Consider the following 15,204-nt stretch of genomic DNA (forward strand, 5'->3'; position numbering starts at 1 on the left):
AAATCGTCCTCTGCTTGTCAAAGACCGCAAACCTGCGTCATTGGGAAAGGTTCCAAAGCCACGCCCCGGAAGAGCTGCGCGGCAGCGAAGCGATGTGGCAGGCAAGTATGCCCGAGCGCGTTCACATCCTATGCGCCAAGCCATAGACGAGGATCGTGACGTAAAGCAGGAAGGCGACGACGGCCACGGTCGCGATCAAGGTGACGGCAATCCGCCCGCCTTTCAGGCTGTTTCGCTGCTGTTCAGTGCTGGGCCGGGTCACCTGGATAGGATCGTGCTCGGGCGCGTCCATCAGGGCTTCGCTTTCGTCGAGATTTTTGCAGGCTCGTCATTTCCGCCGCTTGCGTTAAATGAGACCATCGAGCCGAAAACGATCAAAAGCCCAACTAACGTGATGGCGCCGATGTAGATGAAGGAAGCCCGACCGTCCGATTGCTGGTTCATCTGCCTCTCCCTTGGTTTGCCAAACCAAAGAACAGCGGCAATGTTCCCGCCAGCTGGCCTTATCGCGTCTTTTTGCTTTCCCCGCGGCCATCGACCACGATCGACGTCGGCCCCTGACCTATGCAGCGCATCACTTCCGTCAGCAATATGGAGGGCTCGCATGGTTTTTCCAACCACACGCCCTCGGAAAATGACAAAGCATCCGGGTGCACCTTCCGCTGAGCACCGGTGTAAACAATGAATGGTATATGGCGGCCGCGCAAAGATCTCGCAATCGCTCCAGCGACGCCATCTGTCAATTCGATGTCCATCACCACGAGATCGGGATCGTTCGCTGTCAGCCATTCTTCGGCTGCTCGACAAGACGACACTGTCTCTATCCGATCGAAGCCGGCGCCATGAAGGATGTCTTCCACGTCCATCGCGATGATAATCTCATCCTCCATCAGAAGGATGGACGTCGTTCCTGCAACGCTCATGGCCAAACTCCTAAAATACTGGATTACACAATAGACCTTTCGGGTCAAAATACAGGTTTCGTGCGCTATCGCACAGTTATCCTACCTCGCATGTTTCTCGCGAGGAATACTGGCAAGAGAGACGGGACCACGCAAGTTTTCAAATGGAGCCAAGGCGCGCCGCTGACGCGCCAGATCGTGTCGCCGACGATCTACGGCCTCGTCTTGTGGACGGCAAGTCCGACCGGTCGGCCGTCTGTTTCGTCCTGCATAGTCCGGAACAATCGCTTTGACGAGGAGGTCGGCCGGTTGAGGATTGACCCGGGGATCGACATTCTGGGTCCGGTCGGTTCATGCGTCGCCTGACGAACGAGAATTGCCAGATTGTCGAGGGTGGTGCCATCTCGGCGCGCTCCACGCTGAGACTGTGACTGGCTGCTCAGGCTCGCGATCTCCGTCTGCAAATAGCGGCCCGCGTCGCCCAGCCACTTCCACGCGAAGGAACTGCCGGCCGAGGAAGAGCCGGCTGGCCGTCATTCGAGCGGTTTCGGCGATCGATACCATCGGGCCTCTTTGTTCATAGGGGACAGGGACGCGCGAACACCGGACCGTCTGTACGCTATGGCACAGTGCATTGCTCAACGATTCGAGATGGTTAGGTTCGCCGCAGCAACGGGCGAAGGACTGCCACATGTGGACGAAACCATGGATGACGAGCAATTGAATTTTAGAAATGAGCTGTTGCGGGCCATGGGCCCACAAGAGCGCGATCTGATCGTGCCTCATATGGAGCCAATAACTCTCGATGTCCCCTTAATCCTTGAGATGGAGGATACGCTGGTCGGCGACATCTATATCCTCGAATCTGGACTTGCTTCGATCGTGGCGAGATTTCCGGGTGGGCGCGATATCGAGGTTGGCATCGTCGGCCGGGAGGGAATGACAGGTGCCGCCGTGATGCTCGGCGGAGCCCAGTCCGCCAATCGGACGTTCATGCAGGTCTCAGGCCACGGCTTCAAATTACCAGCCCCGATCCTTTCCGCGGCCATGGAAGAAAGCCGGACCTTGCGCGGCCTGCTTCTCGCGTATGTCCAGGCGCTGCTCGCGCAAACGACTTCGACGGTGCTAGCCAATGGTCACGCCAAGCTAGAGGAGCGGCTCGCACGTTGGTTGCTGATGGTCCATGACCGAACGGACGGCATGATGATATCCCTGACCCACGAATTTCTCGCCGTGATGCTGGGGGTCCGCCGCGCCGGAGTGACGGTCGCGTTGCATCTGCTGGAGGGCAAAGGTCTGATCCGGTCCACCCGAAGGCAAATCGTCATTCTCAACAGGCGCGGATTGATCGAAGAGGCGCATGGCTGCTACGGTGCGGCGGAGGAGGAATATCGGCGACTGATCGGCAGCCCTCTCGCGCGTTGAGCGAACTTTTGATCAAACCTGGTCGTGCCGCGGTCAGAGGCGGCGCTTGCGGGCCGATGCCAGGCGACCCACCGAAAGCAATTTGTCCTGGTCTGCCACTCCATGTCGGTAGAGGCTGATCAGCAATGCCGCGATCTCCTGCGTTTCAGGCGCTCGCAGAGGCTTGCCCGTCTCGCAACAGATGGTATTCAAAATGGCCCGCAGATGACTGAGGTCATCTGAATCGAGGGCCTTCAAATGAGCAGACTGAGAATCGAGCATAGCGCCGTTCCCGACATAAAGGCTTCGGATCATGCGGCCCCCATCATGAGGTCCGCAAACGCCTAGCGCAACGCTTGGTGCGTAAACGCACGGATCTAATGATAATAGCCGGCACCAAATCCGAACAATGCCTCTACGATGGCGTTGATGTCGGCGGCACGATCGCTGAGGACGAAGCCGGCTGAGAGCGCTTCGGCCGGATGCCCTTGAGCGAAGACGAAGGGTATGCGCCGGATCTCCAGCCATTCATTCATTGCGAGCATCGCCTCGTCCGGGATCGTGACGTCGATGATCGCCGCGTCACATGCAAAGGTTTCCTTTGGACCATGCATCGCGAACATATCGACGCTGCTGGTGACGACCACGGCTTGACGCGCGGCCCATGCCTTCTTGACGCTGTCTGAGAGAAAGCCGGGTTCACCAATGATGACGATCGTCTTGCCAGCGACCGGACTAAGCGATTTCATAGCGGACGCCTGCAAGAGTGGTTGGACCGTCATCATGCTGCCAACCGGCGATTCACCGGCGCTGACAGGCTATCCGTACCATATTCAAGTTTGCGATGCGACGTTCCTCTAATCCGTCCCGAACCCGACCGCGCTGTGTTGGTTCCCCAGCCGATGGCGAGGTGAGGGGGAGGATTTCGTACGATTCCGCACTAGCGGTTGAAATCGAAAATCCGGAATTTTAGGATCGCCTTAAATAACGAGGAGGAAGACGATGACCCAGCACTCGGGAATTACGAAGCCGGCTCTGCAGCCTGGTGACATCGCCATGTTGCAGGCTGTGTTGCAGGGTTGGTGCCAAGAAAAATCATGCGGGATGGCCAGCCCCGCGGCGCAGCATGTGGCGAGAGAACTTGTCTCCTGGTTCGAGTGCGGCATTCGAGACCAGGGTAAACTCAGCGGTCTGATGCGCTATATGCAAGTGGATTTCAACAGCTTATCGATCCCGACGAAGCCGCGGCGTCCTGAGCCCCTGCGGTCCGCTGTCAATATTGGCGAAACCAGCGTGCTATAATGGACAGACTTGTCTATTTCAAAAGGATGGCCTCCGATCCGGCCGCGCTCGATACCGTCGTTCGGCGGATTATTGTGCGAAAGATCGTCGATGAACTTCAGGAAATCTGCGATAGCGAGGCGAGCGGCGGTGCTGACCGGTACCCGGCCGTCGATGGTCTGCTTCGGACGATCCGAGCTTCGATAATATCGATCGGCAAAGCCGACGACCGTTGTTGGCAGAAGATCGTTGACGAGCTCCTACAGCTTCGCGCGACGATGGTTGATCTGAAGGCCGGCCATGGTGGCAAGACCTCCCATTGATAGGGGACTACACACGTCCTGCGGATGCGCTCTCATGGCCTTTGGCCAGGACGCATACTGATCGGCGATTGTTTGGGCGTCACTTGCCCGGCAGGTCCTTCTCCGTCGTCGCGGCAGCCGGAAGCCTTTGCTGCGACTGCTCTCTGTCAGAGGCGCGCACCGGAGCCGTCGGCGCCTTGGCGACATACACGCCCAGTCCCAGCGCGCCGATGGCAACGATGAAAGCGCCGGCTATGGCGAAGACAGACCGTCGTCCGTCCTGCTTGATCATTCCAAAAGCGAGGGCGATCCCGAGAAGGGCTGCTCCTCCTGCCACGGCGAACAGCCAGAGATAATTCATCAGCGTAAGCTCCCAATGTCCGGCCGACTAACCCCGAAGAACAAGGAAGGTTCCTGGAGCATCCGTTTTTTCCAAATCTCGGATGTTCCACCTCGTTCTCTTGAATTCGGCGCAACAGCGGCGAAGGCTATTTGTTCAGGTCCTCCGCCATCTGCAGATGATGTTCAAGCGCAGGCCTCGTGCTTGCCGCCCAAGCTTTCAGCTCAGCATTGTCGCCGCCTTCGCCGTAGCGCTTGAAGAGGTCGACCGCGTCCTCGTGCGCGGATTCCTGGTCGGAATGATATTGCTTCATGAAATCATCGCCTTGAAGGCCCTTCAGCTTGTCGAGCATGTCCTGCTGCGCGCTGGTCATGGCGCTCGGCAACTGCGCCTTGACCTTGCCGGCGGAAATCAGCGCCTTGAGCTCGCTGCTCGTCTTCTCGTGATCCGTCACCATCTGCTGGGCGAAGGTTTTGGTCGCGGCATCACCGCGATCGAGTGCCAACCTGCTGGATTCGATCTCGAACATGTCGCTGGTGGCGGCCTCCTGTACGAAGTCCTCTGTCTTCGGCGCAACGCCAATCAGCGAGTTGACGCCGGACTTTTCCGCGGCGGATTGGGCCAGGACAGGTCCAGCAAGCGAAATGGCAAGAGAGGCGATAATGATCTTCTTCATGGTTTGGTCTCCTGGTTGGTGGCTCGATTCGGCCGCTAAACAAGCCCAAGGCGGATTTGTTCCCTGCAAATGGATCCCTCCCGCTTTCCGATGGAACAACTCCTTCCGATCACGGTTTGGCTGTCTTGAGTTTGAAGACCAGAGACGGAAAAATCGTTTCCAAAAACCGAAAGGGTTGCAGGGCGGCGCGTCCGCTCTGCGCTCGGGATCGAAAGGCGGACGACGACATGAAAGCACTTACTTGGCATGGCAAACACGACATTCGATGCGAGAGCGTTCCAGATCCTCAAGTCGAGGAAGGGCGCGATGCCATCATCAAGGTGACGGCCTGCGCGATCTGCGGGTCTGATCTTCACCTCTTCAACGGTGTGATGCCGGACATGCATAACGGCGACATCATGGGCCACGAGACGATGGGCGAGGTCGTCGAAGTCGGCAAGGACAACAAAAAGCTCAAGGTCGGCGACCGTGTCGTGGTGCCGTTCACCATCTCCTGCGGCGAATGCTTCTTCTGCCAGCGCGGCTTTTATTCCGGATGCGAACGCAGCAACCCCGACCCGGCGAAGGTCAAGAAGATGTGGGGGAATTCACCCGCGGGCCTGTTCGGCTACACACATCTTCTTGGCGGCTACAGTGGAGGTCAGGCTGAGTACCTGCGCGTGCCTTACGCGGACGTCGGCCCGATCAAGGTGCCGGACGGACTGACGGATGAGCAGGTGCTGTTTCTCTCCGACATCTTTCCGACGGGGTACATGGCCGCGGACTTCTGCGATATCCAGCCCGGCGACACGATTGCGATCTGGGGCTGCGGCCCCGTCGGACAGATGGCGACCAAGTCGGCCTTCATCCTCGGCGCCGAGCGCGTCATCGCGATCGATACCGTGCCGGAGCGGCTTGCTCTTGCCGAAGCGTCGGGAGCCACCACCCTCGATTTCATGGACGAAGACATCTACGACAAGCTCATGGAGCTGACCAACGGGCGCGGCGCCGACGCGTGCATCGATGCGGTCGGCACCGAAGCCGATCCGTCGGCGAGCTGGGACTCGCGCCTTGACCGCATCAAGGTCGCCACGTTCATGGGAACCGATCGCCCCCACGTACTTCGCCAGGCAATCCATTGCTGCCGCAACTTCGGTACGGTGTCGATCGTCGGCGTCTATGGTGGTTTCCTCGACAAGATCCCTATGGGTTCGGCTATCAATCGCGGCCTGACGTTCCGAATGGCGCAGACCCCGGTGCAGCACTACCTGCCGCTGCTCATGGAACGCATTCAAAACGGCGAAATCGATCCGTCGTTCATTATCACGCATCGTGCGACCCTCGACGAAGGTCCCGAGCTCTACAAGACATTCCGCGACAAGAAGGATGGCTGCATAAAGGTTGTTCTTAAGCCGTAACGAACGTCGCGGACGCCCTGGATCCTAGCCGGCATCGAAGAAAGGTCCGATCATGCAGAAGAAATCAAACGACCCTATCGAAGACCGGAATAAGCTTCGCCCACCGGAGATGGAGCTCGAGCCGATCCGGTCCGAACGTGAAGACCCTGGCGCAGCTGTCGGCAAGCGCGGTATAGCTCGAACCGGCCGTCATGCGGAAAGATCGCCTGCGCCGCGCCGCGCCCAGGTGAACGATGAAAGGGTAGAAGGATTGCCCGAAACAGACGCGGCAGAAAACTTGGCGACGGCGCCACCTCAGATGAAGCGTGACTGAGCGTGGTCCTCCCCTGCCGGATGGAGACACAGGAGACCACGGTCGCTCCAACTTGCGAGGGATTGGCCGATAGCATGGGGCTCGCCCGCATGACACGGAACCTATTCGTTTTTGGAACTTTGAAGAAAGGCTTTCCTCTCCATGAGCAAGGACTTTCCCGCGCCAGCTTTCTCGGAATTTTCCAGACCCGACAATGTTATCCGATGCTGATTGCCGGCCCTTGGTTCGCGCCGATGATGTTCAATGAACCGGGCATTGGCCATCGGGTCATCGGTGAACTTTACCAGCCTGACGATGATACGATAGCAAGCTTGGATCGGCTGGAATCGATAGGCATGCCCGGCAACCTGCGAGTGGTGCTAGAAGTGGAACCGGTCGCCGGCGGGCCAATATGTTCAGCACTGGCATACATGAAATCGCGTCGGCTCGCCCACCCTGTTCACTCGACTTATATGCGAGTCTACGAAGACAGGCGGTTTATTCCCTTTGATCGGCGAGGCCAAGACGTCCCCGGCCTGGCATCAAATACCCGTCGCCAAAAGTGTGGCGGCGAGGCAGACGGCTAGGGGTGCGGACAGCCGTTCGGCGGATTGCGGAACCTAGTCCGCCTCCGAAGTGCGCATCTATCGTACGGCTGAGAACGACCGACGACCCTTGGTTCATCAGGCAGTCCACACCGACGTCGCATGATAGCGGACCAGCTTGATTCTTGAAAATCAAGCCGGAGGAATGGATATGCTGGCGCTAGAGGAAATGAAGCCAGCACGTGTCAGGATCGCCGCACCGTTTTTTCGATTGCTGTCTGGATTTGTTATCGCGATGGCTGCGGTGTTGCCGACATGGAAACGCCCGCGTCACTTCGAGCGCCCTACAAATAGCCCGGCCGCCTGAAGATCCTGTTTGTGGAATTCATGATCCTTCCCGGCCCGGAGGTTTCCTGGATCGCGCATGGGAGGGCTTCTTGCGCAACGCGCGCGGGGATAGCCGTTTACGATACCGGCAAGCAATGTTGGTCCATGCGCCTCTCGCGCTTCCAAGGCCAATCGAACCAGCCGCATGCGGGCGACGTCTCTGGGTTTCCCCAATGCGGGCTTAGCGTTTCAACTACGCCTCGGCGTCGGAATAGTTCTTGTATTGCAGCTTCTGGAGCGACGCATCGAGCTTCAGGACAAACCCTGTCGGCGGGTAGTCAAGCGCGATCTCTCCGAAGGCGGACAGGCTGGAACTGACGAGGCGTGTGCCGAACCCCTTCTTGCTCGGAGCTGCAACCGCCGGGCCTCCAACCTCCTGCCAAGTGAAGGTCAGGCGTTGGTCGCCCGCCTCATCGCGTACCGACCATTCGATTTCGACCGTCCCTGTATCCACCGACAGCGCACCATACTTGCTGGCGTTGGTGACGAGTTCGTGCAGCACCAGGGAGAAGCAAAGGGCCGCCTGTGGACCCAATTCAACCGCGGGACCGCTTGCCTTGAAACGTCCTGACGTCTCAAGTCCGAGATTAATCGCGGTCGCCTCGACGATTGTCGCGATACTCGTACCCAGCCAGTTCTGCTGAAGCAAAATGTCGTGCGCCTTTGAATAAGCATTGATGCGTGCCGTGATCGAATGCTCCGCATCCTCGAGAGAACTGGCGTTTCGGAAGGATTGGCTGGTGATGGCCTGAACGACGGCCAGCGTGTTTTTCATGCGGTGAGAGAGTTCGTGCATCAGGATGCGCTGTCGTTCCTCATTCTCTCTCTGCTCGGTGCGATCCCTCAGAATTTTCACGTATCCCTCGACTTTGCCATCGTCCGACGACAACGCCATCATCTGACCGGACGCCCAGAACAACGAGCCGTCCTTGCGAACGTGCCAGCGCTCATCATTGCCATGACCTTCGGTCAAAGCGGCAGTCATTTCCAGCTGGAGAATCCCGGCCTGCCTGTCTTCCTCGGTGAAGATGACCGCCGCAGGCTGGCCGACAATCTCATCCGCATCCCATCCGAGGATCCGGCGGGCGCCCTCATTCCACGTGGTCACCAGGCCATCGAGATCCGTGGAGATGATCGCATACTCGATCGCACTCTGCAGGATGGCTTCGAGAAAGCGCTCTCGAGAACGGCTGGAATTGGAAAAGAGTTTCATGATCATGTGGTGCGCGCGATCCTTGCGGGGCCTGCGGGCTGAAAGGCCCCATCCTGATTTTATACCGGATGCCGTCGCTTTGGCAAAGGCCGCAGCCATCCTGCAAGTCCCGGAGGAGCGATCGCTAAAGGCACGCAACCTTCGTGGAAACAAAGATACGCGAGCGACGTTATCAAGCGACGTCTTAGTGAGCGTGGAAGCATGACTGGCCATTCGAGAGAAAAACTGCACGGGGATTTACCTTCCGCATCTTCAAAAGCAGCTTCCGCCGATCGGAAAGAGCTGGCAGCGATCGCATTTGAACGGACCAGGATGCCAATGGTCGTCACCGACGCGCGTAAGTCCGATCAGCCGATCGTGCTTGCAAACAAGGCATTCCTCGAGCTGACAGGTTACGAGGCCGAAGAAGTGTTAGGACACAACTGTCGTTTCCTGCAGGGCCCCGCGACGTCTCCGATCGCCGCCGCTGAAATTCGTGCCGCAATCGCCGGGGAGCGTGAGATCAGCATCGAGATCCTCAATTATAAGAAGAGCGGAGAGCAGTTCTGGAACCGCTTGCATCTCAGTCCCGTCCATGGGGATGACGGAAGGATCCTGTATTTCTTTGGATCTCAAATCGACATGACGGAATACCGGCGGATCGAGGCACTGGAGGCCTCCGAACATCGCCTGCTGATGGAAGTCGACCACCGATCCAAGAATGTCCTGGCGATCGTCGACAGCATCGTTCGCCTGAGCAACGCCGATGACCCCGCCCTTTACGCCGCCGCCATTCAACACCGCGTGCAGGCGCTCGCCCGTGCCCATACCTTGCTTGCCGCACGAAGATGGACAAGCATTTCTCTTGAAGAACTCATTCGCCAACAGGTATCGCCGTTCGCGGCCACCCGCACCTTTTTTAGCGGACCGGATATCGACATGCCTGCGCCGGTCGTCCAGCCCCTTGCGCTCGTGCTCCACGAGCTCGCCGTCAACGCAGCCCATCACGGTGCGCTTGCCGCTGCGCAAGGTAGGCTTTCGATCAGTTGGAAGCCCAGACCGTCCGGAGCCGGCTTCAGGATCCGGTGGCAGGAGGTGGGCGTCGACACTCCGCCTAGATTAGCAAAGCGGGGTTTTGGCACGGTGATTGTCGGCGCAATGGTTGAAAAACAGCTTAACGGAAGTCTTGAGAAAACCTGGTCGGATGAAGGGCTGCTTATCGACATTGAGGTCCCGTCTGCCGGTTCGTGATTTCAGGGACGGCCATTGAAATTAGGGAATGCCCGGTGATTAGGAACCAATGATTGGTCACCCTTGAACAGCCGGGGTCCTGCCCCAATATAATTTTCATTAGGACCATTGGTGGCATGAAAGGAGGAAAAGATGCCGCTTAACGATGTTCCGTGGACCCTGCCGGTGAGAATCCGGTTGCAGTGCGGTTTGGAGCGCACCTTCACCGGCGCATACGACGCCTTGGATTTTCTCGAGAACGAATGGCCGCTGCGTCATGGGGAGCGCCATGAACGCGCAGTGAAGACGTGTCGTGGCGTCCTCAACGGGATCATTCCTGGCACCGTCGCGCGCGAAGCCTTCGTTGCGGCCTGCCTCGAAGCGGGCATGCCGTCCGTGCTTGCCCCGTGGAAGGGAAAGCCGACGACGCATCCGGCTCGGCCAGCACGCCTCGTCGCCCATTAATGCAGAATGCCAGACCTCGCCTCGGACGAGGCGAGGTCTGGCATCAGCGCACTTTTCCCCCGACAGAGTTCGTCTCCGAATTGGTTCCGCGCAGCGAACGAGGTCGACAAGCGGACGTCGATCTTCTAGCCGGCATCACTGCGAAACACACCGGGAAAAGGCAGTGCAAAGGGCTTGCCGGATCAGTCATGGTGCGACGTTCGCACGCCACCCAGGCTCGGTCGCGGAAAAAGACGATCTGGACTGCAACAAACCTAATGCAGCACAGCAAGCTTTGCCTGCCTCTCCAGAAGACCTTCGGCGGTGCCAACAAGCCTCGCGGCCTGCCGCAAGATGTCCGCGCCGCTGACGCTCATCGCAATGTCGTTGGACATCCTTTCCATACAGCCCGCCACCTCCATCATTGCCGTGCCGAGCTCGCTGCGGCCGAGGCGGTCCGCCAGCCGTGCAAGGCGGCGGATGTTCTCCACATAGCGGGAAATCACCAATAGCCGCTCTGGCATCGGATCATGGGTAGTGGTGACATTCCGAGGTTGGGTTTGCCGGACTTTCATGTCGGCCTCCGCTTACCCAAGCAAAACCGGACGGCGCGTGGGCTGCGTTTGCGAGCCCTCGCCTCGCCACTCGTCGAGCTTCTTCACTGCGTCGAGAATGTCCCTGTATCGAACTGGATGGTGGACGCCCGGCGGATGGCGCAGTTCCGGCAAGGATCCGACCGCGTGAAGGTCAGAAGCCCACGAAGCGAGAATTTCTCGTTTCTCGTCTGTCGAAAGCCGCGCTGAGACGACCTCCTCCGGGTGGTCGAAGTGTCGGTGCGTGTGAAGAATGTGCGACGCGGATATCGCGTCGACGGCGTTGTGGGGATTAGTGTGGTCAGAGCCTTTCGTTTTCATCTTGCGTCTCCTAAAAACTTCCGGCTAACGGAGCGAAAATCTCCAGGTAGAAAAGAGATTGTTTCAACGAAAACAGCATTCAAGTGGTTTGAAGCGCGACGCTCAAATTTTTTTGATGCGCCTCTTGAATCAAAAAACGCTCGAGACCAGATCATTTTTCGTCGGTCGCCGGATGGGGCCGACAGCAACCAGGAGACGCCAGATTTCGCGTCTCCATTCCATCTCGCTTTACGGAGGATTTGGTATGAGAAACGACTTCGACTTCGCGCCGCTTTATCGGTCCAGCATCGGTTTCGACCGTGTCTTCAATCTCTTGAACAACGCGCAGCAGCGCCTACAGGCCATCGACACCTGGCCGCCCTATGACATCGTCAGGACGGGCGAGAACGGCTATCGCATTCAGATGGCGCTCGCCGGCTTCGCAGACGCCGATCTCGAGATCACGCAAGAGCGCAATGTGCTCGTGGTGAAGGGGCAGAAGGCCGACGAGAAGGATGGTGAATATTTACACCGGGGTATCGCCGGCCGCGCCTTCGAGCGCCGCTTCGAACTCGCCGATCACGTCAAGGTGAAGAATGCCTCCTTGACGAACGGGCTTCTCAGCATCGAGCTCCAGCGGGAGATCCCGGATGCGATGAAGCCCCGTAGGATTGCGATCGGCGGCAACGCCGAAACACAGGCCCCTCTGCAGATCGAGGGCGAAAAGCACGAAGCCGCCTAATTTGAAGGAGGAGCGGGGGCGCTGTCTTGGACGGCGCCCCCGTCCGTATTTGACCCCCACCCCTTCGATGTAAGGGAGCCGGCGGCCTTTTGACGGGCGTGGTTGCTGCGGTTGGCGCCGATCGCTGCCACAACACAATGCATCACAAGCAGGCGCCGCCACGACGCCTGGTCGCCGATCCAAGCGTCCGTCCGCGCTGCCGCGAGCTCGTACTACAAACGACGTTGTGCCCCATCGGTCGTAAAACTATATTTTGTGTCCAGGTTCCTTAGGCGGCGGTCATGGTGGCAACCGTCATTGCCTTTCCGGCAGACCGATCCGGCCCCATGATTCAGAGGCGCCTGCGTGAAAACCCAGGCAGATGGGAGAGAGCGATGCGGAACTGTTTAGGCCTGTTAACGGCGGGAGTTTTTCTCCTCCAGCCATGCTCCTTCGCCAAAGCACAGGCGCCGAACGCGTTGGAGAGAGCCATTGGAGATGTGCAGCCATGCAGGTCGTTGAAGACCAAGGTATCGAGCTTCGGCATCAGTGTCGAGGTAGGCGTCGACAAGCTCGATTCCGTCAAGATCGAAAACCTGCAATTGTCGGTGAATGGCGACACGGCGGAGGCGAGCGCCGGCGGCACGCTTGCTTGCAAAACCTCGGACGAAGCGCTGGTCGAGGGAGGGTTTTCAGCTACCGCTGAAGTTCGGCTGAAGATCGACCTGTCGACCTGCAAGACGACCGATACCTCCATCGAGATCGTCAAGACTGGTGGCCGGTTCGGCGATGTCGTCAAGGGACTGGAGACCCAGATCTCCAGCGCCCTCCGGCAAAGCCTGGAGAAGAATTTAGCCAAGCTTTGCCAGAAGTGATCAGCGAATCGACGTCGCTGCCAAAAAGCCCCATGACCCGTGAGCGATCGCCGAACCTTGGAAATAGAAATGCCTCAGCTTATCCAGGTCGTCATCGGGTGGATAGTGATCACCCGTCGATCTACCCCGCTTCCAATTCGCGTTTTCGCCCGACGACGTTCCGGCGTGGAGACGTGGCACGGCTCCGAAGCCGCTGTTCGTCGTCGGGCAGAACCTTCATATGGGCGGTTGGCTCGGGCTGCGCACACAAAAGCTTGCCTCGCGCAAGTGAGCCGCGTTCGCCTTGAAGCGAACGTAGACACGAGGCAAGCGCGTGCTACCATCTCGGATCATGTAGCTGCCTTGGTCATCTCTCCGACATCAAGACGCCCATCAGGCCCTATATCATGGATGCCGTTGCGAACTGCTGCCGATCCGGCAAAGACACGGCAATTTCAAGGATCGGTATCCTGCTCGGGTCGTGCATGGGGTCGCCGGGCCTTGCTCGACTCAGCTCCCTTCGTCGACGCCGCTGGCCGGGATCAGGCAGCGTTTGATCTTGAACGTGTCCCAGGCATTTCGAGTTCGCCGTGGAACATATGCGCCGCCCGACCGTTGCTCCGCTCAGTTTGAAAGGTTGTCTGAAATGCCAAATCAGCGTGCCAACGATGATGAGCTTCGCGACATTATCGATCGGAAACTGACTGCACTCATCCAGGAAATGGAGGATGCGGATTGGAGCGCCAAGGACGTCGCTTTTGCGATTAACGATGTCCTAAAAAGCAAGTGGCTTGATCGGATGATGGCGCTAAAAGACGCACGCGACGCGGTTCCAAAAGGATTCCTGTCAGACGGGAACGAAGGCTAGCGGTCGGCTATCCACGGCGTGAAAAAGGAAAAACTTTCATGACTGCGACATTCCTGGTCATCGCCATCAGTTCGCTCGATCCGGATGGTAGCGACACCCGTAACGAGCCGATGCTAGTTTACCCCGATGCGCTAAAGACTGCACGGCAACTAAAAGCTGAAGGCAAAGCGTTCAGGGTGATCGCTGACGGCGACCAGACGGAGGAACAGCTGCAGTCGTTCCTGGCGCTCGGTGCGCTCGTATAGTCGGATGATGGCGGTCGAGTTGTGGCAGGCTGAGTTCGAAGCCGTCGAGGCAGGAAACGCCGATCAGGTAGCGGCTGCCGAGAGGGATCGGGCTGAGGACCTGACGCTCTATCTCGACATTCAGGCGCATGGAGCCCGTGTCGTTCGAGACCTATGCCGGCTCGGTCGAAGATCAGTCTTTTGTTGGCTTTGCGGGAAACGTGTCCGCGCATCGAGACTCATCTTGGCCATTTCAAGATGCTGACCGTCAGACGGTAAACCGGGCAACGGGTGCTGACGTTGCAAATGAAGTCGAGGCCGGGACGAGGAGGATCGATTGGTGCAGCGCACTGCTGAAGATAACGCGGCCCGCCGCGCGCGCCGCGCTGAGCGCCGGCAAAAGCAGCGCGACGCCAATGTCGATCGGGCGGCCAAAATGCGTCAGGTACGCCTTGCCGATCCGCAGGCCAACAACCCGACCGAGGATCGACAGGCCGGTCGCACCCATATCGGATGTTCGGGGTGGTACTACTGGCATTGGAAGGGGGCGTTCTATCCCGCGGATGTTCCGTCGAGTCAATATTTCGCAATCTATCAGGGATCCTTCAAGACGGTCGAACTCAACGCCCCGTTTTATTCGTGGCCGACAATCGGAGCCGTGAAGGCTTGGATCCGCCAGGCCGCGCCGGGTTTCGTCTACACCATCAAGGTCTGCGAGCTGATCACCCATATCAAGCGGTTCGAGCACGCGGAAAGTCTGATCCAGGATTTCGGCTATATCGCCGACCTTCTCGGCCCGCAGATGGGCTGCTTTCTCTTCCAGCTGCCGCCGAGCGTTCGCTACACTCCGGAAATGCTGCAATCCATTTTGTCGCAGCTCGACTGCCGCCGCAGGAACGTCGTCGAGTTTCGCCACAAGAGCTGGTGGAATGATGAGGTATTCGAAGCCTTCAACGCTGCCGGGGTGATTTTCTGCTCCTGCAGCGGCCCCCGGTTACCGGATGAACTGGTGCGGACCGCCGATGACATCTACGTTCGGTTTCACGGGATCAGGCAATGGTATCGCCACGATTACAGTGACGCAGAATTACTCGTGTGGGTCGAGCGGATTAGGCAAAGCCGGGCGAAGACCGTATGGGCCTACTTCAACAACGATCGCGACGGACATTCGATCAAGAATGCCAATCGGCTGTCGGAGTTAATGAATGTTTCAGCCACGTAGGACAGCTGCGCGGGACGAGGCTGCGATGGG

Annotated in this window: 24 protein-coding genes; 14 read left to right on the forward strand and 10 right to left on the reverse strand. The window is 58.5% G+C overall.

Annotation, left to right across the window (positions count from 1 at the left end; all coding sequences use genetic code 11):
* Positions 1 to 121: 121 nt before the first annotated feature.
* The 3 genes from AC244Q_RS35120 to AC244Q_RS35130 are packed head-to-tail and all read right to left on the reverse strand — an operon-like array spanning position 122 to position 923.
* The gene (locus tag AC244Q_RS35120) at positions 122 to 292 is read right to left on the reverse strand and encodes a hypothetical protein (RefSeq protein WP_003554653.1); all 171 of its coding nucleotides are present in this window, start codon (positions 290 to 292) and stop codon (positions 122 to 124) included.
* Positions 292 to 444, reverse strand: coding sequence for a hypothetical protein (locus tag AC244Q_RS35125; protein WP_003554651.1), 153 nt, complete (start codon positions 442 to 444; stop codon positions 292 to 294). The genes AC244Q_RS35120 and AC244Q_RS35125 overlap by 1 nt, the downstream gene beginning before the upstream one ends.
* 59 nt (positions 445 to 503) lie before the next feature.
* The gene (locus tag AC244Q_RS35130; protein WP_003554649.1) at positions 504 to 923 is read right to left on the reverse strand and encodes a response regulator; all 420 of its coding nucleotides are present in this window, start codon (positions 921 to 923) and stop codon (positions 504 to 506) included.
* A 684-nt stretch (positions 924 to 1,607) separates the two neighbouring features.
* Between AC244Q_RS35130 and AC244Q_RS35135 the strand changes: the two genes are divergently transcribed.
* Positions 1,608 to 2,327 carry a Crp/Fnr family transcriptional regulator gene (locus tag AC244Q_RS35135; RefSeq protein ID WP_128406521.1) on the forward strand — a complete coding sequence of 240 codons (720 nt, stop codon included), beginning with the start codon at positions 1,608 to 1,610 and terminating at the stop codon, positions 2,325 to 2,327.
* A 33-nt stretch (positions 2,328 to 2,360) separates the two neighbouring features.
* Here the strand turns inward: AC244Q_RS35135 and AC244Q_RS35140 are convergent, their stop codons facing one another.
* On the reverse strand, positions 2,361 to 2,621 hold the full coding sequence (locus AC244Q_RS35140; protein WP_020487180.1) for a hypothetical protein: 261 nt from the start codon (positions 2,619 to 2,621) through the stop codon (positions 2,361 to 2,363).
* Positions 2,622 to 2,683: 62 nt separating this feature from the next.
* Positions 2,684 to 3,055, reverse strand: a complete 372-nt coding sequence (locus AC244Q_RS35145; protein WP_012760319.1) for a hypothetical protein — start codon at positions 3,053 to 3,055, stop codon at positions 2,684 to 2,686.
* Between the two features lie 253 nt (positions 3,056 to 3,308).
* On the opposite strand from AC244Q_RS35145, the gene AC244Q_RS35150 reads away from it, so the two are divergent.
* Together AC244Q_RS35150 and AC244Q_RS35155 are read left to right on the forward strand one after the other, a co-directional pair.
* A complete protein-coding gene (locus AC244Q_RS35150) occupies positions 3,309 to 3,608 on the forward strand; it encodes a hypothetical protein (protein WP_012760318.1) in 300 nt (99 codons plus the stop codon).
* A complete protein-coding gene (locus AC244Q_RS35155; RefSeq protein ID WP_128406522.1) occupies positions 3,608 to 3,910 on the forward strand; it encodes a hypothetical protein in 303 nt (100 codons plus the stop codon). Before AC244Q_RS35150 ends, AC244Q_RS35155 begins: the two co-directional genes overlap by 1 nt.
* A gap of 79 nt (positions 3,911 to 3,989) precedes the next feature.
* Here AC244Q_RS35155 and AC244Q_RS35160 read toward each other — a convergent pair whose 3' ends face one another.
* Both AC244Q_RS35160 and AC244Q_RS35165 read right to left on the reverse strand, forming a co-directional pair.
* Positions 3,990 to 4,250 (reverse strand): hypothetical protein, encoded by a 261-nt coding sequence (locus AC244Q_RS35160; protein ID WP_003554637.1) that lies wholly within the window; start codon positions 4,248 to 4,250, stop codon positions 3,990 to 3,992.
* 127 nt (positions 4,251 to 4,377) lie between these two features.
* On the reverse strand, positions 4,378 to 4,905 hold the full coding sequence (locus tag AC244Q_RS35165) for a DUF4142 domain-containing protein (RefSeq protein ID WP_012760316.1): 528 nt from the start codon (positions 4,903 to 4,905) through the stop codon (positions 4,378 to 4,380).
* Positions 4,906 to 5,132: 227 nt separating this feature from the next.
* Between AC244Q_RS35165 and AC244Q_RS35170 the strand changes: the two genes are divergently transcribed.
* The 4 genes from AC244Q_RS35170 (at position 5,133) to AC244Q_RS35185 (ending at position 7,506) form a co-directional block, all read left to right on the forward strand.
* Positions 5,133 to 6,302: a zinc-dependent alcohol dehydrogenase gene (locus AC244Q_RS35170; protein ID WP_128406523.1), complete on the forward strand. Its 1,170-nt coding sequence runs from the start codon at positions 5,133 to 5,135 to the stop codon at positions 6,300 to 6,302.
* Positions 6,303 to 6,354: 52 nt separating this feature from the next.
* Entirely contained in the window at positions 6,355 to 6,615 is a 261-nt protein-coding gene (locus AC244Q_RS35175; protein WP_128406524.1) for a hypothetical protein, read from the forward strand.
* 89 nt (positions 6,616 to 6,704) lie between these two features.
* Entirely contained in the window at positions 6,705 to 7,181 is a 477-nt protein-coding gene (locus AC244Q_RS35180; RefSeq protein WP_245460470.1) for a gamma-glutamylcyclotransferase family protein, read from the forward strand.
* 136 nt (positions 7,182 to 7,317) lie between these two features.
* Positions 7,318 to 7,506 (forward strand): hypothetical protein, encoded by a 189-nt coding sequence (locus tag AC244Q_RS35185; RefSeq protein ID WP_128406526.1) that lies wholly within the window; start codon positions 7,318 to 7,320, stop codon positions 7,504 to 7,506.
* A 213-nt stretch (positions 7,507 to 7,719) separates the two neighbouring features.
* Here AC244Q_RS35185 and AC244Q_RS35190 read toward each other — a convergent pair whose 3' ends face one another.
* On the reverse strand, positions 7,720 to 8,745 hold the full coding sequence (locus AC244Q_RS35190) for a sensor histidine kinase (RefSeq protein ID WP_128406527.1): 1,026 nt from the start codon (positions 8,743 to 8,745) through the stop codon (positions 7,720 to 7,722).
* Between the two features lie 195 nt (positions 8,746 to 8,940).
* Here AC244Q_RS35190 and lov point away from each other — a divergent pair, with 195 nt between their 5' ends.
* Together lov and AC244Q_RS35200 are read left to right on the forward strand one after the other, a co-directional pair.
* Positions 8,941 to 9,969: a blue-light-activated histidine kinase gene (gene lov / locus AC244Q_RS35195; RefSeq protein ID WP_128406528.1), complete on the forward strand. Its 1,029-nt coding sequence runs from the start codon at positions 8,941 to 8,943 to the stop codon at positions 9,967 to 9,969.
* A gap of 132 nt (positions 9,970 to 10,101) precedes the next feature.
* Positions 10,102 to 10,413, forward strand: coding sequence for a DUF982 domain-containing protein (locus AC244Q_RS35200; protein WP_128406529.1), 312 nt, complete (start codon positions 10,102 to 10,104; stop codon positions 10,411 to 10,413).
* Positions 10,414 to 10,667: 254 nt separating this feature from the next.
* Here AC244Q_RS35200 and AC244Q_RS35205 read toward each other — a convergent pair whose 3' ends face one another.
* Together AC244Q_RS35205 and AC244Q_RS35210 are read right to left on the reverse strand one after the other, a co-directional pair.
* Positions 10,668 to 10,967, reverse strand: coding sequence for a hypothetical protein (locus tag AC244Q_RS35205; protein WP_128406530.1), 300 nt, complete (start codon positions 10,965 to 10,967; stop codon positions 10,668 to 10,670).
* 12 nt (positions 10,968 to 10,979) lie between these two features.
* On the reverse strand, positions 10,980 to 11,306 hold the full coding sequence (locus AC244Q_RS35210; protein WP_128406531.1) for a hypothetical protein: 327 nt from the start codon (positions 11,304 to 11,306) through the stop codon (positions 10,980 to 10,982).
* A 244-nt stretch (positions 11,307 to 11,550) separates the two neighbouring features.
* Between AC244Q_RS35210 and AC244Q_RS35215 the strand changes: the two genes are divergently transcribed.
* From AC244Q_RS35215 to AC244Q_RS35235, 5 genes are all read left to right on the forward strand, one after another.
* Positions 11,551 to 12,027 carry an Hsp20 family protein gene (locus AC244Q_RS35215; RefSeq protein ID WP_128406532.1) on the forward strand — a complete coding sequence of 159 codons (477 nt, stop codon included), beginning with the start codon at positions 11,551 to 11,553 and terminating at the stop codon, positions 12,025 to 12,027.
* 374 nt (positions 12,028 to 12,401) lie between these two features.
* Positions 12,402 to 12,881: an LBP/BPI/CETP family protein gene (locus AC244Q_RS35220; protein ID WP_128406543.1), complete on the forward strand. Its 480-nt coding sequence runs from the start codon at positions 12,402 to 12,404 to the stop codon at positions 12,879 to 12,881.
* 625 nt (positions 12,882 to 13,506) lie between these two features.
* Complete coding sequence (locus tag AC244Q_RS35225) at positions 13,507 to 13,728, forward strand: hypothetical protein (RefSeq protein WP_128406533.1); 222 nt, start codon at positions 13,507 to 13,509, stop codon at positions 13,726 to 13,728.
* A 38-nt stretch (positions 13,729 to 13,766) separates the two neighbouring features.
* Entirely contained in the window at positions 13,767 to 13,973 is a 207-nt protein-coding gene (locus AC244Q_RS35230) for a hypothetical protein (RefSeq protein ID WP_128406534.1), read from the forward strand.
* A 316-nt stretch (positions 13,974 to 14,289) separates the two neighbouring features.
* Positions 14,290 to 15,174 (forward strand): DUF72 domain-containing protein, encoded by an 885-nt coding sequence (locus tag AC244Q_RS35235; protein ID WP_128406535.1) that lies wholly within the window; start codon positions 14,290 to 14,292, stop codon positions 15,172 to 15,174.
* The last annotated feature ends 30 nt before the right edge of the window (positions 15,175 to 15,204 follow it).

The sequence above is a fragment of the Rhizobium sp. CB2179 genome, assembly GCF_057653455.1.